This is a genomic window from Streptomyces sp. AC550_RSS872 (genome assembly GCF_019049285.1).
Lineage (GTDB): Bacteria > Actinomycetota > Actinomycetes > Streptomycetales > Streptomycetaceae > Streptomyces.
This window is the reverse complement of the sequence record NZ_JAGMUL010000021.1, coordinates 44,550-64,382: the sequence shown is the minus strand read 5'-3', so window position 1 is coordinate 64,382 and position 19,833 is coordinate 44,550. Positions and strand designations below refer to the sequence as shown.

The 19,833-nt window shown below is 71.7% G+C and carries 16 protein-coding genes and 2 pseudogenes; 7 read left to right on the top strand and 11 right to left on the bottom strand.

Translation table 11 applies throughout. The annotated features are described in order from the left end of the window. Nucleotide 1: 1 nt before the first annotated feature. Both KUM44_RS09960 and KUM44_RS09955 read right to left on the bottom strand, forming a co-directional pair. Nucleotides 2-304, bottom strand: a complete 303-nt coding sequence (locus KUM44_RS09960) for a hypothetical protein (RefSeq protein WP_308402555.1) — start codon at nt 302-304, stop codon at nt 2-4. 272 nt (nt 305-576) lie between these two features. Continuing rightward, the gene (locus KUM44_RS09955; protein ID WP_217207438.1) at nt 577-1,785 is read right to left on the bottom strand and encodes a S8 family peptidase; all 1,209 of its coding nucleotides are present in this window, start codon (nt 1,783-1,785) and stop codon (nt 577-579) included. 319 nt (nt 1,786-2,104) lie between these two features. Between KUM44_RS09955 and KUM44_RS09950 the strand changes: the two genes are divergently transcribed. Next, nucleotides 2,105-2,914 carry an SGNH/GDSL hydrolase family protein gene (locus KUM44_RS09950; protein WP_217207437.1) on the top strand — a complete coding sequence of 270 codons (810 nt, stop codon included), beginning with the start codon at nt 2,105-2,107 and terminating at the stop codon, nt 2,912-2,914. A gap of 22 nt (nt 2,915-2,936) precedes the next feature. Here the strand turns inward: KUM44_RS09950 and KUM44_RS09945 are convergent, their stop codons facing one another. The 4 genes from KUM44_RS09945 to KUM44_RS09930 form a co-directional block, all read right to left on the bottom strand. Continuing rightward, nucleotides 2,937-4,562 carry a serine/threonine-protein kinase gene (locus KUM44_RS09945; RefSeq protein ID WP_217207436.1) on the bottom strand — a complete coding sequence of 542 codons (1,626 nt, stop codon included), beginning with the start codon at nt 4,560-4,562 and terminating at the stop codon, nt 2,937-2,939. Nucleotides 4,563-4,625: 63 nt separating this feature from the next. Further along, a complete protein-coding gene (locus tag KUM44_RS09940; RefSeq protein ID WP_217207435.1) occupies nt 4,626-6,407 on the bottom strand; it encodes a nickel transporter in 1,782 nt (593 codons plus the stop codon). Then, nucleotides 6,404-7,939, bottom strand: coding sequence for a lipopolysaccharide assembly protein LapB (locus KUM44_RS09935; RefSeq protein WP_217207434.1), 1,536 nt, complete (start codon nt 7,937-7,939; stop codon nt 6,404-6,406). Before KUM44_RS09935 ends, KUM44_RS09940 begins: the two co-directional genes overlap by 4 nt. 94 nt (nt 7,940-8,033) lie before the next feature. Then, complete coding sequence (locus tag KUM44_RS09930; protein WP_217207433.1) at nt 8,034-9,569, bottom strand: DUF4331 domain-containing protein; 1,536 nt, start codon at nt 9,567-9,569, stop codon at nt 8,034-8,036. A 230-nt stretch (nt 9,570-9,799) separates the two neighbouring features. Between KUM44_RS09930 and KUM44_RS09925 the strand changes: the two genes are divergently transcribed. The 3 genes from KUM44_RS09925 to KUM44_RS09915 all read left to right on the top strand — a co-directional run bounded on the left by KUM44_RS09925 (nt 9,800) and on the right by KUM44_RS09915 (nt 11,550). Beyond that, a complete protein-coding gene (locus tag KUM44_RS09925) occupies nt 9,800-10,342 on the top strand; it encodes a sigma-70 family RNA polymerase sigma factor (protein ID WP_030054282.1) in 543 nt (180 codons plus the stop codon). Beyond that, nucleotides 10,339-11,157 carry an anti-sigma factor domain-containing protein gene (locus KUM44_RS09920; protein ID WP_217207432.1) on the top strand — a complete coding sequence of 273 codons (819 nt, stop codon included), beginning with the start codon at nt 10,339-10,341 and terminating at the stop codon, nt 11,155-11,157. The genes KUM44_RS09925 and KUM44_RS09920 overlap by 4 nt, the downstream gene beginning before the upstream one ends. 126 nt (nt 11,158-11,283) lie before the next feature. After that, a complete protein-coding gene (locus KUM44_RS09915) occupies nt 11,284-11,550 on the top strand; it encodes a hypothetical protein (protein WP_217207431.1) in 267 nt (88 codons plus the stop codon). Nucleotides 11,551-11,797: 247 nt separating this feature from the next. On the opposite strand, the pseudogene KUM44_RS09910 reads toward KUM44_RS09915, so the two are convergent. The 5 genes and pseudogenes from KUM44_RS09910 to hmgA all read right to left on the bottom strand — a co-directional run. Next, nucleotides 11,798-12,184 (bottom strand): annotated as a pseudogene (locus tag KUM44_RS09910) (hypothetical protein); the annotation flags it as partial. Continuing rightward, nucleotides 12,121-12,506 (bottom strand): annotated as a pseudogene (locus KUM44_RS45255) (hypothetical protein); the annotation flags it as partial. The pseudogenes KUM44_RS45255 and KUM44_RS09910, both read right to left, overlap by 64 nt. A gap of 97 nt (nt 12,507-12,603) precedes the next feature. Then, entirely contained in the window at nt 12,604-13,746 is a 1,143-nt protein-coding gene (locus KUM44_RS09905; RefSeq protein ID WP_217207430.1) for a type ISP restriction/modification enzyme, read from the bottom strand. Nucleotides 13,747-13,786: 40 nt separating this feature from the next. Next, the gene (locus tag KUM44_RS09900) at nt 13,787-14,536 is read right to left on the bottom strand and encodes a GntR family transcriptional regulator (protein ID WP_217207429.1); all 750 of its coding nucleotides are present in this window, start codon (nt 14,534-14,536) and stop codon (nt 13,787-13,789) included. Between the two features lie 82 nt (nt 14,537-14,618). After that, nucleotides 14,619-15,968, bottom strand: a complete 1,350-nt coding sequence (hmgA, locus tag KUM44_RS09895) for a homogentisate 1,2-dioxygenase (protein ID WP_217207428.1) — start codon at nt 15,966-15,968, stop codon at nt 14,619-14,621. 161 nt (nt 15,969-16,129) lie between these two features. Here hmgA and KUM44_RS09890 point away from each other — a divergent pair, with 161 nt between their 5' ends. The 3 genes from KUM44_RS09890 (at nt 16,130) to KUM44_RS09880 (ending at nt 19,751) form a co-directional block, all read left to right on the top strand. Further along, nucleotides 16,130-16,651: a hypothetical protein gene (locus KUM44_RS09890; protein ID WP_254389304.1), complete on the top strand. Its 522-nt coding sequence runs from the start codon at nt 16,130-16,132 to the stop codon at nt 16,649-16,651. 91 nt (nt 16,652-16,742) lie between these two features. Further along, entirely contained in the window at nt 16,743-17,357 is a 615-nt protein-coding gene (locus tag KUM44_RS09885) for a TetR/AcrR family transcriptional regulator (RefSeq protein ID WP_217207427.1), read from the top strand. A gap of 141 nt (nt 17,358-17,498) precedes the next feature. Then, nucleotides 17,499-19,751, top strand: a complete 2,253-nt coding sequence (locus KUM44_RS09880; protein WP_217207426.1) for a molybdopterin oxidoreductase family protein — start codon at nt 17,499-17,501, stop codon at nt 19,749-19,751. Nucleotides 19,752-19,833: the final 82 nt, after the last annotated feature.

Here is a 19,833-nt window from a genome sequence, read left to right as displayed (position 1 = left end):
GTCAGTCAGTCCGCCTTCTCGACGTACGGCCGCGCAGCCGCCGCACCAGAACCAGCAGGAGAATGAGGGCACTGATCGCGGTAACGGCCGCGATCCCGCCGAGCACCGACCACCGGTGCACGGCCAGCATGCCCTGGGCCACCAGCATGTCGACGACGACCGCGCCCGCCACGGCGGCCACGGTCCGGCCGAAGGGATCCAGCCCGCGCAGCGCCGCGGCGATCGCCCCGGCCGGCATCGCGAGCAGGAAGAACAGCGTGAACGGCCCGCGCAGCGGCGAGCCCGAATCGACCAGCGCGAGCACCGCGCCGAGTCCCCCCACAGCCGTCGCGGCGCCCGCGAGCAGCGGCCTCAGGTCCCTCCCCGGCCCTGACCGCGCACGCTCGGCGTCCTCGGACGCAGCTGTCTTGACACCTATGGTCTGCATTGGCGACTTTGCCCCCCGACGCGCCGGATGCCGGGCTTCAATGTGGCTCAGCTCCGTGGGGGCCGTCAAGACGTCCCCCGGAACAGGGCGTTCCCCGGAGACGGCGGGCGTCTCCGGGGAACGGTGGGTTCACATCGTGCGATGCGGGGTTACGGCACGAGCTTCAGGAGCCGGTTGGGCGAACCGCTGCCGGGGCTGGTGACCGCGTTCGCGGTGGCGCCGCTCGTCAGGGCCGAGGCGACCGCGGCCGGGGTGGCCGAGGTGTGGCTCGCCAGGTACACGGCGGCCGCGCCCGCGACGTGCGGGGTCGCCATGGACGTACCGGAGATGGTGTTGGTCGCGGTGTCGCTGGTGTACCAGCCCGCCGTGATCGACGAGCCGGGGGCGAAGACGTCCAGGACCGAGCCGTAGTTCGAGTAGCTCGCCCGGGCGTCGGTGCTGGTGGTGGCGCCGACGGTGATGGCCTCCGTGACGCGGGCCGGGGAGGACGAGGAGGCGTTGGCGCTGCTGTTGCCGGCCGCGATCGCGTAGGTCACGCCGCTGGCGATGGAGTTGCGCACGGCCGTGTCCAGTGTGCTGGAGGCGCCGCCGCCGAGCGACATGTTGGCGACCGAGGGGCCGGAGTGGTTCGCGGTCACCCAGTCGATGCCCGCGATCACGCCCGCCGTGGTGCCCGAGCCGGCGTTGTCGAGCACCCGGACCGCGACGATCTTCGCCTTCTTGGCCACGCCGTACGTGGTGCCGGCGATGGTGGTGGCCACATGGGTGCCGTGGCCGTTGCCGTCGGAGGCGGTGGTGTCGCCGTCGACGGCGTCGTAGCCGTAGGAGGCACGGCCGCTGATCTGCTGGTGGGTGATGCGCACACCGGTGTCGATGACATACGCCGTCACACCGCTGCCCGCGCTGTCCGGGTAGGTGTAGGTGCCCGAAAGCGGAAGCGCGGCCTGGTCGATGCGGTCCAGGCCCCAGGGGGCGCTGGACTGGGTGGTGTCGGCCAGGCGGACCCTCTGGTTCTGCTCGACGGACGCCACCGACGGGTCGGCGGCGAGTCTCTTGGCCTCGGTCGCGGAGAGGGTGGCGGAGTAGCCGTTCAGCGCGGCGCCGAACGTCTTGTTCACCGCCCCGCCGTACTCCTTGATCAGGTCTTTGCCCGCGCTGGAGGCGGCCTTCAGGCCCGCGGTCCGCTTGAGCGTGACGATGTAGCTGTCCTTGATCGCCGTGGGAGAGCCGCCGGCCAGGACCTTGCCCTCGGCCGGGGCGGCCTGGGCGGGCAGGGAGGTGAGTCCGCCGACGAGGGCGGCGGTTGCCAGGCTGGTTATCGCGGCGAACCGGAACTTGTTGCTACGCAGTTGTGCCATTACGAGGGAGTCCTCCTCAAGGCGGTGCGCATGGGGGGTGATGCGCACATGTGGGGGGGGTGCGTGCGTGGGGTCGCACGCACGGCCTGGAACGTCGCGTTCCCGTTCCTGGGCCGAAGTAAAGGATCTGTGCTCTCGCGGTGATGGACAAGGGAGTTGACGACCTGTCAACAATCCTGTCATGAGCACGAAATCAAATCCGGGCGAATCCGCGGGGCGGGCGCCGTGATGAGGGGAAAAGTCTTGGCATGGACACTTCCCGTCAACACGCGTAGTTGGTACGACGGTTATGGCAGAGATCCTGCTATAGGGAGGTTCCATGAGACGTTCCCGACTTTCCGCATACGTCGCCTCACTCCTCCTCGCCGTCGGCACCGCCTTCACCGGGGCAGCCTCCGCGCAGGCCGCCGACACCGCCGCGATCGGCGGCTACGTGGCCCTCGGCGACTCCTACTCCTCAGGCCTCGGCGCGGGCAGCTACATCAGCGCCAGCGGCGACTGCAAGCGCAGCACGAAGGCGTACCCGTACCTCTGGGCCGCCGCGAACTCACCCTCGTCCTTCGACTTCACGGCTTGCTCGGGCGCTCAAACGGGTGATGTCACCGCCGGTCAGCTCGCCCCGCTCAGCCCCGCCACCGCACTCGTGTCCATCTCCATCGGCGGCAACGACGCCGGTTTCGCCGACATCATGACGACCTGTGTGCTCCAGGGCGACAGCGCCTGCGTCAACCGCATCAACACCGCGAAGGCGTTCGTCGACTCGTCGCTCCCCGGCAGGCTCGACGCCGTCTACTCCGCCATCCGCGCCAAGGCCCCGTCCGCGCACGTGGTCGTGCTCGGCTACCCCCGCTTCTACAAGCTGGGCGTGTCCGGGTGCCTCGGTCTGTCCGAGACCAAGCGCAGGGCACTCAACGACGCCGCTGACTACATCGACGCCGCGACCGAGAAGCGCGCCCTGGACCACGGCTTCACCTTCGCCGATGTGCGGCCGGCCTTCACCGGGCACGAGCTGTGCTCCGGCAGCTCGTGGATGCACGCCGTGAACTGGCTCAACATCCCGGAGTCGTACCACCCGACGGCCGCGGGCCAGTCGGGTGGTTATCTGCCGGTGCTGGACGCCGTGGCCTGAGGTCCCAGGTCGCGGACACGGCCTAGGCGCTCGGCGACTCGGTAGGCGTTGGCGAGACCCCGCCCGTCGGGGTCTCCGTCACACAAGTCACCGAGAACGGCACCGAGTCGGACTTCGTCTCCACCGGGTCGCGGACCTCGACGCTGATCTCGTTCTCGAACGTCCCGCTGTCGTCGTACGTCGTCACGAACGCCCGGTCCTGCTTGGTCCGTCCGCCCCCCTCCGGGAACGACAGGGTCTTCCAGCCCTGGTCCATGACGTCGCCGTCCTTCGACACCCAGCGATAGCTCACCTGCGCCGGCAGGCGCCCCACGGTGAACGTCGCCGTGAAGGCGGGGGCGTCGCCGCTCGCCGGCGGACAGGACCCGGAGTACTCCAGGTTCGCGCCCACCAGCGTCACCTTCACGGACTGCGGGGCCGAGGAGGGCGTGTCGCTGTCGCTCGGACTCGGACTCGGGCTCGGTGTCGGGCTCTGGCCACCCCCGGTGTTCTCGTCCTCGGTCTCCTTCGGTGAGGTCCCGCCCCCGGTCTGGCTGGTCGTGTCGTCACCGCTCGCCTCGCCCCCGCCGTCGCCGCGGTTGAGGAGGGCGTACGTCAGCCCGGCCACGGCCAGCGCCAGGATGGCGATGCCCGCGATCAGGGTGAGAGCGGTGCGGCGGCTGCGGTCGGGGCGGACGGGGGTCGTGCGGGCGGCCGCGGTACTGGGCCCGGTCGGCGCGGGATGGGGAACCGCCGCCGGCGGGGCGGTCTGCGCCGGAGCCGGGAACGCCGCGACGGTCGGGGTGTACGGGCTCGCCTGCACGGCGTCCGCCCGGGGCGTGCCGCCCGCCCCGATGACCCGCAGATCCTGCTCGGCCCGGTCGGCCGGCAGCCGCGCGGCCGGGTCCTTGCGCAACAGCCCCTCGATCACGGGGGCCAGCGGACCGGCCCGGCGGGGCGGAGGCAGCTCCTCGTCGACGATCGCTCGCAACGTGCTCAGCGGGGTGTTCTGGCGGAACGGGGAGTTGCCCTCCACGGCCGCGTACAGGAGCACCCCCAGGGACCACAGGTCGGACTCCGGCCCCGGCGTGCGGCCCAGCGCCCGCTCCGGGGCCAGGAACTCGGGGGAACCGATGACCTCGCCGGTCATCGTCAGCGCGGAGCTGCCCTCGACCATCGCGATACCGAAGTCGGTCAGCACGACCCGGCCGTCGTTCGACAACAGCACGTTGGCCGGCTTCACGTCCCGGTGCAGCACCCCGGCCTCGTGCGCCGCCCGCAGCGCGGCCAGCACCTCGGCGCCGATGTGCGCGACACGCTGTGGACTCAGCGGGCCCTCGGCGTCCAACTGCTCGGCCAACGAGATACCGCGGACCAGCTCCATCACGATCCAGGGCCGGCCGTCCTGCGTGGCCACGTCGTACACCGTGACGACATTGCGGTTGGCTACCCGCGCCGCCGCCCACGCCTCGCGCTCCAGCCGGGCGTACATCCGCTCGACCTCCGCGCCCGCCAACCCGTGCGGCGCACGCACCTCCTTGACGGCGACCTCGCGATGCAGCAGCTCGTCGCGCGCCCGCCACACGGTGCCCATGCCGCCCTCGCCGAGCGGGGACAGAAGGCGGTAGCGGCCGGCGATCAGACGTTCACTGCCAGATTCTTCGGACACGGGCGTCCCCCCATCGCATCCGTGTGAAATCTCCACTCCGCACGATTTCTACCCAAAAGTAGCTCAGCCGAGGGCGGATGACGCCCCCTGGAGAACCAATCCGGCCCCGATCAGTACGACGAGCACCGCGGATCCCAGAGGTGCGGTCCTGCGGACGAAGACCGTCAGGGGGTGGGCCATCCAGCGGGGCTGCCGGTCCAGCACCCTCGTCACTCCGCTACCCAGCCGCACGACGGCGAACCCGGCCGCGGTGAGGGTGAGCGCGAGCCCGACGCCGTACGCCACGACGAGCAGCAGCCCGAACCACGCCTTCCCGAGCGCCGCCGCGCCGACGAGCACGACGACCGCGGAAGGACTGGGCACGAGCCCGCCGGCGAAGCCGAGAAGGATCGTGCCGCGGAGGGTGGGGGCGGTGGAGTGGGTGTGGGTGAAGCCGTTGTGGGTGTGGGTGAGGGAGCCGTGGGTGTGGCTGGCGGCGGGGGCGGGGGCGTGACTGTGGTCGTGCTCGTGCTCGTGATGGTGGCTGTGGTGGTGGTCGTGGTCCTGTGCGTGACCGGCCGCGGGTGCGGGGGCCTCCGCTGCGGAGTGGGCGTGCGCGGCGACCAGGACCCGTTGGCGCTCGGGGGCGTGGTCGGTCTCGTGGTCGTGAGCATGCCCGTGCCCGTGCGGGTGGTCATGTCCGTGCCCGTGCCCGTGCGGGTGGTCATGTCCGTGTCCGTGTCCGTGCCCGTGCGGGTGGTCATGTCCGTGTCCGTGTCCGTGCCCGTGCGGGTGGTCATGTCCGTGTCCGTGTCCGTGCCCGTGTCCGTGCTTCCGGACGTGCCAAGCCCGTCGTACGAGCGTCGCGCCCGCCGCGATCACCAGGGCACCGCTCGCGATTCCCAGCCAGGTGATCACCGAGGGAGCCGCCGCCGAACCGGCCGTGACCAGGAGGCCCAGGGCGACCACGCCCAGGGTGTGCGTAACCGTCACCGAGGCGGCCAGGGGCAGGACGTCCTTCATGCGGGCCCGGCCGCCGCGGGCCGCCGCCACCGCGGCCATCAGGGTCTTGCCGTGGCCGGGGGCGAGCGCGTGCATCGCGCCGAGGAAGATCGCGAGAACCAGGGCGAGGGCGGCGAAGCCGATGGTGAGGTCCTGGCGGGAGACCAGGCCGTCCAGGGCCCGCGTCCAGCGGTCGGCGCCGCGCGGGAGGACGGAGGAGGCGGGGGTGCCCTGTTCCGCCTCGGCGAGGGCGGGTCCGCCCGGACGCACGCGCAGGGACGCGCTCTTGGTGTCGGCCGGGGAGGACAGCAACTCCTCGGGGTACCCGGTCAGTTCGCGGGAGACCGACTCCTTCGGTACGTCGGAGGCGGCGAGTGTCATACGGTCCCCGCGCGCCGTGATCTCCCGCCAGCCGGGGCCGGCTTCCGCGCCCGCGCCGCGGAAGCCGAGGGCGACCGTGGTGTCCTCCGGGAGCGGCGTCGTCAGCCGGCACTCCACGCGGAGGGTGTCGAGCCCCGCCTGACCGGACCGCACGCGCGCGTGACTGCTGTTCAGCGTCAGTTCGACCGTACGGCCGTCCACGGTGACCTCGCTGCCCCGAGCGGCGTCCGCGCACCGCTGCCGGGCCCACGCCGTCATGCCCGACTTCTCGATGTCCGGCTTGGCCTGGGTCGCCGGGATCTCGGCGAGGTCCTCCACATGGTGGACGCGTAGTTCACCGGGGGCGGCCACGAGCCCGTCGTAGCGGTTGACGGTGAAATTGCCGAGGGGGTGTGCGCTCGCGGAGCCGGCGGGGAACAGGGCGAGCGCGCAGGTCGTCGTGAGGACGGCCGCGGCGGAGGCGAAGAGACGACGGGGGGTCACTCGGCCGCCTCCAGGTCCTTGAGCGCCGTACGGGCTTCACGGGCGCCCAGCGGGGAGAAGCCCGGGTTCAGCTCCAGCGCGGCCCGCAGGTGCTCGCGGGCGTCCTCGGCATGGCCCGTGGCGCGCTCGATGATCCCGCGGTGGTAGAGGAACGCGGCGTTGCGGTAGCCGGTGGCCGTGGCCTCGCGGGCGTAGGGGAGGGCTTCCTCGTCCTTGCCGTTGACGTGCAGCGCCCAGGCGAGGGCGTCCGCGGTGTGCACGGTCCGCCGGCGGTCCCACTCGGCGCGGGCGGCGCGCAGCGCGGAGGCCTTGTCGCCGTGGTCGGCGGCCGCGAGGGCGGTGTCGAGGTCGGCGTTGACGCCGTTGGCGCGGGCGAGGGCCGTCCAGGCGTTCACCAGGGCGTACTGGTCGTCGGCCTTGGCCCTGTCGCCGGCGGCCTCGTACAACTCGCCGAGTTCGACGAGGGGGCCGGGGAGGGGGTAGCCGACGACGACGTCCTTCAGACCCTTGAGCGCGCCGTCCCGGTCACCGCTCGCGGCCTGCGCGCGGGCGCGGCCCTCCAGGGCGGGGACGTAGTTCTCGTCGGCGGCGAGGGCACGGGCGTAGTGGGTGAGGGCGGCGTCGTGGTCGCCCTGGTTCCAGGCGAGTTGGCCGAGCTGGGTGGCGACGTAGGTGATGTCACCGGGGGTGGTGGCGGAGGAGAGGGCCTGCTCCAGTACCCGCTCGGCGGTCCGTACGTCGCCGCGCAGCTCCTGGACGTACGCGTAACGCGTGAAGACCGGGATGCCCGGGCGGCGGTCGTCGGCTGTCCTCACGGCCTTGGCGGCGTCGGCGTAGCGGCCCAGTTCGACGAGGGCGTCGGTGCGGGTGCACAGGGCGCGCTCGCTGTAGGGGTTCACCTTCAGTGCCTGGTCGGCGTACTTGAGGGCGTCCTCGAAGTCGTGCCGGGCGGCGGCGAGGGCGGCGCGGCCGGCGAGGGCCTGGTCGTTGTCGGGGCTCAGCTCCAGTGATCGCTTGAAGGCCTGTTCGGCCTGGGGGTAGCGGGAGGGGTCGCCCTTGGTGCGGGCCTGCTCGACGTAGGCGAGGCCGAGGGTGGCCCAGCTGGTGAAGTCCTTCGGCTGGTCGCGGAGGTGGGCCTGGAGGGAGGAGATGCCTGTGTCCAGGTCGCCGGTTGCGAGGAGACCGGGGGAGACGGCGGCGGAGGCGGGGACGACGCGTTGGTTGTCGCTGTCGCGGGCCGCGCTGAGGGCGATGGAGCCGGCGGTGAGGGCCATGGCCAGCAGGGCGGAGCATCCGGCCAGGTGGAGTGCCCTGCTGCGGCGGGCGGCCGCGGCGACGCGGCGTACGGCGGCGATGCGCTGCTCGCGGGCTTTCTCGCCCCCGCCGCCCCTACCCGTCCCATCCTGAAGGGGCTCCGCCCCTTCGACCCCGCCAGGGGACTCTGCCCCCTGGACCCCCGTCGGCCTGGACGGCCTCGTCCTCAAACGCCGGACGGGCTGGTGGGGTTCGCTGTCGTTCGTCTGCGGGGCCATGCCCTCTCCTCGATCGGCTGTCGTCGCATGCGGCGGCGCGGCCCGCGCCGTGGGGGATGAGTACTTCGCGGGCCGCGCCGGCTCTGTCGTGGGCCTAGTAGGCCCGGTCCCGCATCCGGCGCCACCACATCAGGGCCCCGCCGATCAGCAGGATGCCCAGCGCGCCCGCGCCCGCCGATCCGGCGATCAGGGCCATGTTGTCGGTGCTGCCGGAGGCGCCCGCCGGCTGGAGGGCGTCGCCGAGCTGGCTGCGGACGTCGGTCTCGCCGTCCGTGCCCTTGGCGAGCGGGCCGCGGGACCCCTCGGTGGGCAGGGCGACGTACGGGAAGGCCTTCTCGAAGTCCTTGTCGTTCTTGTCGACCGCGTCGCCCAAGTCGTTCTTGGCGCCGAGCAGTTCACCCTCGACGACCTGGAGCGATGCGTCGATCACGTCGTCGGTGAGGCGGCGGCCGTTGGGGAAGCCCGCGTTGTCGCCGTCGAGGACACCGAGCCGCTTGGGTTCGGCGGCCGGTTCGATCGAGGTGTTCAGGCGCAGCATCTCCGACGGGGTCACCTTCGGCGGCTGGTTGAGGCCCTTCACGCCCTTGAGGAAGACGTCGACGAGGTCGTTGCGCGGCTCGTCGGGCGCCGGGATCTTGTAGATCGCCTCGATGAGCTTCGGCAGCTCGGGGTTGGTGACGTTCTTCAGGAACTGGGCGTCTTCCCAGGGCGCGGACGCGTTGAACTTGTCCTTGTCCTTGAGGGGGTTCACGACCTCGTTGACCAGGGGGCTGCCGAGCCGCGAGACCTGCTCGAAGTGGCCCTGGGCGTTCTTGCGCTGGGTCGTCGACCAGATGCCGACGATCGGCTGCTCCGAGGACTCCGTGATCATGTGCGTCGGGACCTGGAGGGCGATCGAGTTGACGTTGTAGCCCTTGAGCGTGTCGTTGCCGACCTCGGAGAGGTTTCCGCCGTACAGCAGGTCGAAGACCCGCAGATCGAGGAAGAACGGGTCGTCGGCCTGCCCGGCGAACGACGTCGCGTCGCCCGCGAGCTTGTGCACGGCCTGCTCACGCAGCTTGGCGTAGTCGGGCATCGACGCCTTGCCGACGTTCGACGGGGCCACCGGTACGTCGTTGGCGAAGTTCGTCTTCGACACCGGGTACTGGTCCTTGAGCTTGATCAGCTCGATGTCGTACGTCTGCGTGATGTTGAGGTCCTTGTCGTCCAGGCTCTCGACCGGACCGGTGTTGTACAGGAAGGTCTTCTTGTTCTTGATGTGGGTGTCGAAGGTGAAGCGGTAGAGCAGATCGCCCTGCGCGTCACCGTTGTTGTCGATGTGGATGTCGTACTGGGCGTCCTCGGCGAACGTGAAGAAGTTCGGTCCGCCGGCCGGTTCCTCGAAGGGGATCCAGTTCCCGATGATCGTCGTCGTGTCCGGCTTGTCCGGGCTGACGAACGCGTACACGTCCGTGTTGTCGTACTGCGGGGTCCCCGAGATCAGCGGGGCCTCCCGGTGACTGGAGGCGGAGGCCGCCCCCGGTTCCAGCGCGGTCACGCCGGCGGCTGCGAGCCCCCCGGCGGCCAGCGCACCACATACGAGGGTCGCGAGTCCCCTGCGTCCCGCACCGCTCCTGGAATTAGGTGTCATGCCGTCCGTCCTCAGTGCCAACTTGCCTGACGCACCCGATTCGGAGCCGTCGCCAGGGTGGATTGGTCGAATCCCAAGCGTTCTTACGGCGGAGATGGAAAGTTGTTTCATCGGCGGGCGACCCGCGTTTTCGGCCCGCTGATCCGTAACCCCACCCGGAGGTGGGTTCGTTGCGTATGCCTCGCGGGGCGAGACGGCCGCGCTGCGGTCTGGCTGGAGGGGGAGACGAGTTGGAGGCGGACGAGCTGCTGGTGCTCGTGGCGGGCGGTGATCAGAAGGCGTTCGAGGAGCTGTACGGGCTGGTCTCCGGGCCGGTGTACGGGCTCGTCCGGCGTGTGCTGCGCGACCCCGCCCAGTCCGAGGAGGTGGCCCAGGAAGTGCTGCTCGAACTGTGGCGGTCCGCCGCGAAGTTCGACCCGCGCCGGGGCAGCGCCCTGTCGTGGGTCCTCACCCTCGCCCACCGCCGCGCCGTCGACCGGGTGCGCAGCGCCCGCGCGGCCGGCGAGCGCGAGCAGCGCGAGGCCCTGCGCGCCAACCACCCGGCCTTCGACCACGTCGCCGAGGAGGTCGAGGCCGGACTGGAACGTGAGTGGGTACGCCGCTGCCTCGACCGGCTCACCGCGCTGCAACGCCAGTCCGTGACCCTCGCCTACTACGACGGCTACACCTACCGTGAGGTGGCCGAGCGGCTCTCGCTGCCGCTGGGCACGGTCAAGACCCGGATGCGCGACGGCCTCACCCAGCTGCGCAAGTGCCTGGGAGGGGTCGCATGAGCCTCGCCGACCGCCTTCTCGGCCGTGGGGACCTGCACTCCCTCGCCGCCCCCTACGCCCTGGACGCCCTGGAACCCGCCGAGCGGTTCCGCTTCGAGAAGCATCTGAAGTCCTGCGACAGCTGTGCCGCCGAGGTGCGGGCCCTGTCCGAGGACGCCGTCCGGCTCGCCTGGTCGACGGCCGCCCCGCCGCCGGCCGCGATGCGCGACCGGGTCCTGGCCGCCGTACGGACGACTGCGCAGGAGTCCGGCGGGCGGGAGCCGGCACACGCGCGTGCCACTCAGCTGCCGCCCCATGTGTGGGGCACCCAGCCGCCGCCGCGCACCCGTGCGCCCAGGACGCGCCCTTTGCTCGTGCCGTTCGCCACGGTCACGGCCGCCGCGGCCCTCGTCGTCGCCTCCCTCTTCGCCGTCCAGGCGAACAGGACCCAGGAGCAGCTGGACGCCCAGCAGGCTCGTGCAAGTGAGATCGCTAACGTTCTCGCGGCACCCGACGCCCGGGCGACCGCCGGAGCGGACACGCAGGGGCGGACGATCGGTGTGGTCGCCTCCGCATCGGAGGGGCGGGCGATCGTCACTCTGAGCGGATACGGCGAGTTGCCGAGCGGCCGGGTTCACCAGCTCTGGCAGATGCGCCCCGATGTGCAACCACGCTCCCTGGGGCTCTTCGACGGCGACACGCCCCTGATCGCCTCCGGTCTCGACAAGAAAACGACGTCACTGGCTGTGACCGTTGAGCCCGACGGAGGCTCACCGCAACCCACCAGCCAGCCCGTTGTCCAACTCGCCCTGAAATCGGTTGGATTCGGAGAGTAATCAACGACGGGTTGTCAACACCCTTATGGGGAAGGTGAATCCTGTGACCGCGATACACGAGTGCCCCACCGGGGAGATAGGGTTAACCTGCCCGGGCCGGGTGGACTCGTACGGGTGGGGAGTGACATGGATCAGATAACAGTGCGCAGCAGGGCGAGGGTCCCTGCGATCACCTGCGGGAGCAGCGCGACCAGTTCGCGTCTCGACCGCCATCTCTCGGTGCTGGCGGGTCCCGCCGTACCTCAGGGAGAAGCGGCCGAGGCGACCTCGCTGATGCGTGAGCTGACCAGTCGTGACACCACGCAGCGCAGTGACCGGGGGGCGCGCGTCCGCCGCGTCTCGCTCTTCGCCCCGCTGCGTCGGCTCCGCCGCTCGCTGTTCGGCGGGCGCTGACCCGCACCGGCGACCCTCGACGACCTCGAAAGCCCGCGCCCGGCAGATCGACCCCGTACCGGCGCCGTACCACGCTGTCGCCGTCCGTCATCCCCACGGCAGACAGCGGCGCCACGAAAGGCTCTCCGGGCGCGGGCACATTCCCCACTCCACCCCCCCGCTCGTCGGCCCGCGTCCCTTGCATAACAGGTGTGTCACGAGGTTGGTCACGCAAGGGAGTTGACGGGCCCTCGGCGCGCAGTGCTCATCACTCGCCGCGCGCGTACCGGCGTACGGCGAGCGGCGCGAACACCGCGAACACCGCGAACACCGTGACCAGGACCGCGCACCACGCCGACGACCCGGCGCCGGGATACGCCCCCACCGTGCCCACGGCTTCGGAGGCGGACCCCTCGATCCGCCACCCCGCCCCGAGCCCGACCAGCAGGAACGGCACGGTTCCGACGGCCGTGACGATCAGATCCGCGGCCGCCTGCCCCAGGGGCACCGCGGCCCGGCCCACCGGCAGCGTCCGGAAGCGGTCCAGCACGCCCCGGTGGGTGTCCCCGGCGGCCTGGAACACGCCGGGCATCAGCCCGTTGGCCGCGGTCGCCACCAGCAGACCGGGTACCAGGAAGGACCCTGGGATGCCGAGGTTTCCCGGCTCTCCCGGCCTTCCCGTGCTTCCTGGGTGAGCTGTAGGAACACATCGTCGAGCGTCGGTGGTCCGAGGCTCGCGTCCAGCAACGGCACGCCCGCCGCGTCGAGTTCGCGCACCAGGCGGGGAGAGTGGGCGTGGCGTCCCGGGTGAGTGCGGCGACGGCGCGCCGCTCCTGGTCGAACGACCGCTCGGCGCCGGTGAGTTGATCCAGCACGGCCGCCTTCACCATCACGTCCGGGTCGGTCGCGACGACCTCGACCTGCGCGCCGATCGTCGACTGGAACTGGGCGGGCGAACCCGTGTGCGCGACCCGCCCCGGCCCACCAGGGCGTGGGCGGTGAGCCGGTCGGTCTGGAGGCGGTGTTCAGGCGGGCGCTCGAACGGGTGCTGGACGCCTTCGACCCCGACGCGCGTCAGAGCAGCGCGAGTTGCCCCTCGGGCCCCTCCTCGTGCCCGTCCAGCACCGAGGCCGGCCTGCGCGCCGGCCCCGGGACCGGCAGGACACCGGCCTCGTGGAGTTCGGTCGCCGTGATGGGGGACGTCGACTCCGGCTGGAAAGACGGGAGTTCGGCCAGCAGCGCCAGCACCGTGATCAGCTCCAGCAGCTCCGACGTCCATGCCTGCGGCCAGGTCGCCGGGCGGATCGCGGCCAGCGTGCCCGGCTCGGGCTCCGTGACACGGGCGGTGAACCACTGCTCCAGGATCCGTACACCACCCACCTCGAAGGCCCAGGCCTCCGGCGGGACCGGGGAGATACGGCCCTCGTCGAGGTGGAGGGTCTCCTCGTCGCGGTCGTAGTCGAGGGTGAGGGGGCGGGCCGGGAGCGGGGCCCGGACGTAGGGGCGGCGGCCTCCCGGGAGCTTGGGGCGGGCGCCGTCACGGCGCATCAGCCAGAGCAGGCGGTGGCCCGACTCGACGCCGCTCGACCAGAGTTCGGGGTCCGCCGTGAGGGGGACGGTGAGGTCGGGGCGTGCGGCGGCCAGGATCCAGGCGAGGACGTCCACGGGGGCGGGGGAGTGGCCCAGCCGCGAGGCCAGGTGCCTCAGCAGGCCGGGGGCGAGGTTGGGTTCTCCGGCTCCGGGGCGGCGGTACAGCGGGCGGACGCGGCCCGGGCGGAGCAGCGGGAGAAGGGAGGTCGCGAGCAGGCCGGACTCCGGCGTCTCCAGGACGAAGACCTGGTGCTCGTCCGCCACCCGCCACAGCTCGGGGCGCGCCGCGTCGATCAGGCGGTGGTCGGGGATCAGCCACTGTTCGTCGAAGGGGGCGTGCAGGACCCGTACCGGCTCCGGGCAGGGGCCCGAGGCACGGATCAGCTTCTCCGTGCCGGCCGTCCGGCCGGGGAGCTGTCCCACGGCCGAGTGCAGCGTGCGGGAGCGGGTCGGCTCCAGCAGGGCCTCCCGATCAGGGCCCTCGGCCTTCACGAAGGCGTCCCAGCGGGCTTTCAGGGAGGCCGCGTCGGGGCCCGTCGGCCACCCCCGGCCGAGCCGCGGCGGTGCGACGGACCACGGCATGAGGTCCGCCAGCGGCGGAGCGTCGTCGTGCGTCACGCTGGGCATCGTACGACGTGTCGCCGACAGGCACGGGGGGTCACGCGGGTCAGTGGGCATCCAGCGTCACCGTGAAGGAGAAGCGGTCGCCCCGGTAGTGGATGACCGCCGCGTCCAGCACCCGTCCCTCCGCGTCGTAGGTCACGCCGGTGTAGTGCAGGATCGGGCTCAGCAGCGGGACTTGGAGCAGCCGTGCGGTCTCCGGGTCGGCGAGGCGCGCCTCGACCGTGTCCGTGATGCGGCTGATGTCCGCCCCGACGACGTCCCGCAGCACCTTGGTCATCGGCCAGCGGACGAGGTCGTCCAGGTCGATGCGGGCGGCGAGTTCGGGGCGGACGTAGTTGCGGGCGTGGTTGGTCGGCTCGCCCGTCTTGTCGTCGCTGCGCAGCCGGTGGTACGTCGCCACCTCGTCGACGTCCGGGAAGAACTCGGCGACTTCGGCGGGCACGGGCACCGTGCCGTGCTCCAGCAGCTCCGTCACCATGCCGGACTGCTGCGCCACGATCGCGTCGACCGAGCCGAGCAGCCGCACCGGGGCGCCCCGGCGGACGTCCGGCTCGATGAACGTGCCCCGTCGGCGGTGGCGGGTGATCAGGCCCTCGTCCTCCAACTCCTTGAGCGCCTGCCGCATGGTCAGCACGCTCACGCCGTAGTGCTCCGCCAACTGCTCCTCGGTGGGCAGCCGCAGCGGGTCCTGCGGCCGCCGGCCGAGTATCGAGGCGCGCAGCGACTGCGACACCTGGTACCAGAGCGGCAGTTTGCGGTTCAGGACGATCGAGTCCGGAGCGAAGGAGGTCACGGGGCCATCCGTACCGGTCGGGAATCTTTACTGCAACCGAGTGGGCCGTAGGGGCTGAGAGCGTCCCGGAGGCGAACGGCCGTCAAACCGCGCGGAAGTGGCGCTCCATGCCCTGCCAGACGTCGTCGTATCGCTGTTGCAGGTGCTCGGCGCCCGCCGCCTGCGGGGTGAGCGTCACCGGCCAGCGGGTCTCGAACATGAAGGCAAGACCGTCGTCGATCTTCTGCGGTTTCAGCTCGGCCGCGCTGGCCTTGTCGAACGTCTCCCGGTCCGGGCCGTGCGCCGACATCATGTTGTGCAGCGAGCCGCCGCCGGGTACGAAGCCCTCCGCCTTCGCGTCGTAGGCGCCCTCGATCAGGCCCATGTACTCGCTCATCACGTTCCGGTGGAAGTACGGCGGCCGGAAGGTGTCCTCGCCCACCAGCCAGCGCGGCGCGAAGACCACGAAGTCGACGCCCGCGAGGCCGGGCGTGTCCGACGGGGACGTCAGCACCGTGAAGATCGACGGGTCGGGGTGGTCGTAGGAGATGGTGCCGATCACATTGAAGCGGCGCAGATCATAGATGTACGGCACATGGTTGCCGTGCCAGGCCACCACGTCGAGAGGTGTGTGGTCGTAGAGGGCCGTCCAGAGGTTGCCGCAGAACTTGTTGACCACCTCCACCGGGCCCTCGACCTCCTCGTACGCGGCCACCGGAGCCATGAAGTCCCGGGCGTTGGCGAGTCCGTTGGCGCCGATCGGGCCGAGGTCGGGGAGGTGGAAGGGCGCCCCATAGTTCTCGCACACATAACCCCGGGCGGAGTCATCCAGTAGCTCCACACGGAAGCGCACCCCACGTGGGATCAGTGCCACATATGCCGGCTCCACATGGAGGCGCCCGAACTCCGTGTGCAGCAGCAGCCCGCCGCGCTCCGGCACGATCAGCAGCTCGCCGTCGGCGTCGCTGAAGACGCGGTCCATGGACGCGTTGGCGTGATACAGGTGCACGGCCATGCCGGTGCGCTGGGTCGCGTCGCCGTTGCCGCCCAGGGTCCACAGGCCTGCGAGGAAGTCGGTGCCGGGGGCCGGTTCGGGCAGCGGGTTCCAGCGCAGTCGGTTCGGATCCGGTACGGACTCGGTGAAGGGCGCCGTACGGATCGCGCCGTTGTCGGTGCGCGCGAACGCCGGGTGCGCGGCCGACGGGTGGATGCGGTACAGCCAGGAGCGGCGGTTGTGGGCCCTCGGCTCGGTGAACGCCGTACCGCTCAGCTGCTCCGCGTAGAGGCCCAGCGGAGCGCGCTGGGGTGAGTTGCGGCCCTCGGGGAGGGCGCCGGGCACCGCCTCCGAGCTGTGCTCGTTGCCGAAACCGGAGAGGTAGGTCAGCCCTTCCGCGGTCTTCCGCGCTCCCCCATGCTCGAACACGCTTGCGCGGGAGGTGCCCCCATCGGTCATGGTCGCTCCTTCGGGATCTGATTCCTATGCTTCACCGTAGGATTGCGGTTTCGCAAGCGCAAGAGATCGGCGGTGCCTCCCCTTCGAGGACGACGGGAACCGGACGTGAACCAGACTCCAGGGGGATCCGGCTGTCGGACCGGTGTTCTAGTCTCCCGGGCATGTCATGGCCCCGGACCCCGCTCGCCGCGCTCGCGGTCTGTGTCCTGCTGCTGACCGCGACCACGGGCTGCGACTCCGGTGCCGCCCCGGACCAGGGGCAGAACGCGGCATCGCCCTCCCCTGTGGGCAAGGTCCTCGACGACACCGACGCCGAGGGGCGGCACTACCGCGAGGTGGACGAGGACGAGGCGCCCGAGGTCGGCATAGAGGTGCAGCCGGACCCGGACGGCGACGACGGGAGCTGGGACGTACGGCTGACCGTCCGCAGGTTCCGCTTCTCGCCGGCCGGGGCGGGGGCGCGGGCGGTCGCCGGGCGCGGGCTCGCGTACCTCTACGTGGACGACCGTCTCGTCACCAGGCTGCGTACCCCCGAGTACCGCCTCCCGGCCCGCCTCGTCCCGCGCGGCACGCACCAGGTCACCGTGCGGCTGTACGCCGACGACGGCACGGTGTGGGCCGTGGCGGACGGCCCCGTCCAGAGCACGGCGGACATCACGGCATCGGAACCGGGGCGGCCCTGACCCCGTCCCCGTCCACCGCGGCGCTGAGTGCGCCGGGCACCCGTCTCCGTACTGGGGGTCGATGTTCCCCGGACCGAGCCGGAAAGGCATCATGAAGACCGTGCCCCACCCAGAAACGCTTCGCCGGGCGCCCGTGCAGCGGCGCAGCGCCGAACGGCTCACGCGGATCCTCGACGCCTGCGCCGACCTCCTCGACGAGGTCGGCTACGACGACCTGAGCACCCGGGCCGTCGCCCAGCGCGCCGGCGTCCCCATCGGCTCCGTCTACCGGTTCTTCGGCAACAAGCGCCAGATGGCCGACGCCCTCGCCCAGCGCAACCTCGAGCGCTACACGGCCCGCGTCACCGAACGCCTGAGGGACGCCGCGGACGGCGGCTGGCGGGTGGCGATGGACGCCGTGCTCGACGAGTACCTCGCCATGAAGCGCACCGCGCCCGGCTTCTCCCTCGTCGACTTCGGCAACCAGATCCCCGTCGGCACCCGGGGCGAACCCAACACCCGCGTCGCCGACCGCCTCACCGACCTGCTCTCCGGCTACCTCGGCCGCGAACCGGACGACGACCTGCGCCGCACCTTCCTCATCGCCGTCGAAACCGCCGACACCCTCGTCCACCTCGCGTTCCGGGTGTCCCCGGGCGGCGACGACCGGATCATCGAGGAGGCCCGGGAGATGCTGCGGGCGTATCTGGCGCGGGTGCTGGACTGACGCGGTCGCCCTGCCGGGAGGCCGGGCGGCGCATCGCGGAATTCCGACCTCACCCCCTGCCGGGACTCCCCTCCGTCCATACCGGTCGGTATGCTCGGTCGTGCATCGCGCGCCATCGCCGCCGCCACCCCGGGAGGACCCGTGTCCCGCACCGCACTGCGTATCTGTCCCCTGTGTGAGGCCACCTGCGGCCTGACCCTCACCATCGAGGGGACCGAGGTCACCGGTGCCCGCGGTGACCGTGACGACGTGTTCAGCAAGGGGTTCATCTGCCCAAAGGGCGCCTCCTTCGGGGCCGTCGACGGCGACCCCGACCGGCTGCGCACCCCGCTCGTACGCGAGGACGGCGAGCTGCGCGAGGCCACCTGGGAGGAGGCCTTCGACGCGGTCGCCGCCGGGATCCGGCCGGTCGTCGAGCGGTACGGGCCGAACTCGGTGGGCGTCGTCCTCGGCAACCCCAACGTGCACACCATGGCCGGTGCGCTCTACCCGCCGGTGCTGCTCGCCGGCCTCGGTACCCACAGCGTCTTCACCGCCTCCACGGTCGACCAGATGCCCAAGCACGTCTCCAGCGGACTGCTCTACGGCGACGCCCTCGCGATCCCCGTACCGGACCTGGATCACACCGACCATCTGCTCCTCATCGGGGCGAACCCCCTGGAGTCCAACGGCAGCCTGTGCACCGCCCCCGACTTCCCGGGCAAGCTCAAGGCGCTCAAGGCCCGCGGCGGCACCCTCACCGTCATCGACCCGCGCCGCACTCGCACCGCCAAGCTCGCCGACCGGCACATCGCGATCCGGCCCGGCACGGACGCGCTGCTCCTCGCGGCGATGGCGTACACCCTCTTCGACGAGGGCCTGGTCGATCCGGGCGAGCTGACCCCGCATCTCCAAGGACTCGACGAACTCCCCGACGCCGTACGGGACTTCACTCCCGAAGCCGCCGCCGACGCCTGCGACGTGGACGCCGGCGCGATCCGCGTCCTCGCCCGCGAACTCGCCGCCGCGCCCACCGCCGCCGTCTACGGCCGCATCGGCAGCTGCACCGTCCCGCACGGCACCCTGGCCAGCTGGCTGGTCGACGTCCTCAACGTCCTCACCGGCAACCTCGACCGCCCCGGCGGTGCGCTCTTCCCGCAGGCGGCCACCGACAAGACGCCTCGCCCCGCCGGCCCCGGCCGTGGCTTCGCGCTCGGCCGCTGGCACTCCCGGGTGAGCGAACACCCCGAGGCCAAGGGCGAGTTGCCGCTCTCCGCGCTCGCCGAGGAGATCGACACCGCCACTGAGCAGGGCGAGCCGATCCGGGCCGTCATCGCCGTCGCCACCAACCCCGTACTGTCCGCCCCCGACGGCGACCGGCTCGACAAGGCCCTCGGCTCGCTCGACTTCATGGTCAGCGTCGACCCGTACCTCAACGAGACCTCGCGCCACGCCCACGTCGTACTGCCCCCGCCCCCGCCCTCGCAGAGCCCGCACCACGACTTCGCCTTCAACGCCCTCGCCGTGCGCAACCAGGTCCGCTACACCCGCCCCGCCGTCCCGCTGGAGCCCGGCCGGATGGCGGAGACCGAGATCCTGGCCCGGCTGACCCTCGCCGCGACCGGCATGCACGGCGCCGACCCGTCCGCCGTCGACGACCTGGTCATCGGCCAGACCCTCGGCAAGGCCGTCAAGGAGCCCCACTCTCCCGTCCACGGGCAGGACCCGCACGAACTCGCCGCGCGGCTCACCGGCGTCAGCGGCCCCGAGCGGCGGCTCGACATGATGCTGCGCCTGGGCCCGTACGGCGACGGCTTCGGCGTACGACCGGACGGGCTGAGCCTGGAGAAGCTGCTCGCGCATCCCCACGGCATCGACCTCGGGCCGCTCGCGTCCCGGCTGCCGCAGCCGCTGAAGACCGCCAGCGGCAAGGTGGAGCTGCTGCCGCGCCCCCTCGCCGACGACCTGCCCCGCCTCAGGGCGGCCCTGCGCGAGCGCGCCGACGGACTCGTTCTGATCGGCCGCCGTCATCTGCGGTCCAACAACAGCTGGATGCACAACGTGCCCGCCCTCACGGGTGGCTCCAACCGCTGCACCCTGCACATCCACCCGGACGACGCCGAGCGGCTCGGGGTGCGGGACGGGGCGGACGTACGCCTCAAGGGCGCCGGGGGAGAGGTGACCGCGCCCGCGGAGGTCACCGACGTCGTGCGCCCGGGCGTGGTGAGCCTGCCGCACGGCTGGGGCCACGACCGCCCCGGCACCCGCCTCGGCCACGCCGCCGCCGACCCCGGTGTCAACGTCAACCAGCTCCTCGACGGCAGCCTCCTCGACCCGCTGTCGGGCAACGCCGTGCTCAACGGAGTGCCGGTTGAAGTGGCCCCGGTGGCCGAAAAGATCACGCCTCTGACCTGAGCAAAGCTCTGACCTGGAGTTTTGCGCTTATTGCTCGCATGTCAACGTCTTGTTAAGGCTGTTTGAACGGACCTAACGTCGT

Coding starts and splice junctions, on each gene's coding strand:
- KUM44_RS09955 (WP_217207438.1), bottom strand. CDS start 1,785: ATGGCACAACTGCGTAGCAACAAGTTCCGGTTCGCCGCGATAACCAGC.
- KUM44_RS09915 (WP_217207431.1), top strand. CDS start 11,284: ATGGATCAGATAACAGTGCGCAGCAGGGCGAGGGTCCCTGCGATCACC.
- KUM44_RS09885 (WP_217207427.1), top strand. CDS start 16,743: ATGAAGACCGTGCCCCACCCAGAAACGCTTCGCCGGGCGCCCGTGCAG.
- KUM44_RS09890 (WP_254389304.1), top strand. CDS start 16,130: ATGTCATGGCCCCGGACCCCGCTCGCCGCGCTCGCGGTCTGTGTCCTG.
- KUM44_RS09950 (WP_217207437.1), top strand. CDS start 2,105: ATGAGACGTTCCCGACTTTCCGCATACGTCGCCTCACTCCTCCTCGCC.
- KUM44_RS09930 (WP_217207433.1), bottom strand. CDS start 9,569: ATGACACCTAATTCCAGGAGCGGTGCGGGACGCAGGGGACTCGCGACC.
- KUM44_RS09935 (WP_217207434.1), bottom strand. CDS start 7,939: ATGGCCCCGCAGACGAACGACAGCGAACCCCACCAGCCCGTCCGGCGT.
- KUM44_RS09905 (WP_217207430.1), bottom strand. CDS start 13,746: ATGCCCAGCGTGACGCACGACGACGCTCCGCCGCTGGCGGACCTCATG.
- KUM44_RS09920 (WP_217207432.1), top strand. CDS start 10,339: ATGAGCCTCGCCGACCGCCTTCTCGGCCGTGGGGACCTGCACTCCCTC.
- hmgA (WP_217207428.1), bottom strand. CDS start 15,968: ATGACCGATGGGGGCACCTCCCGCGCAAGCGTGTTCGAGCATGGGGGA.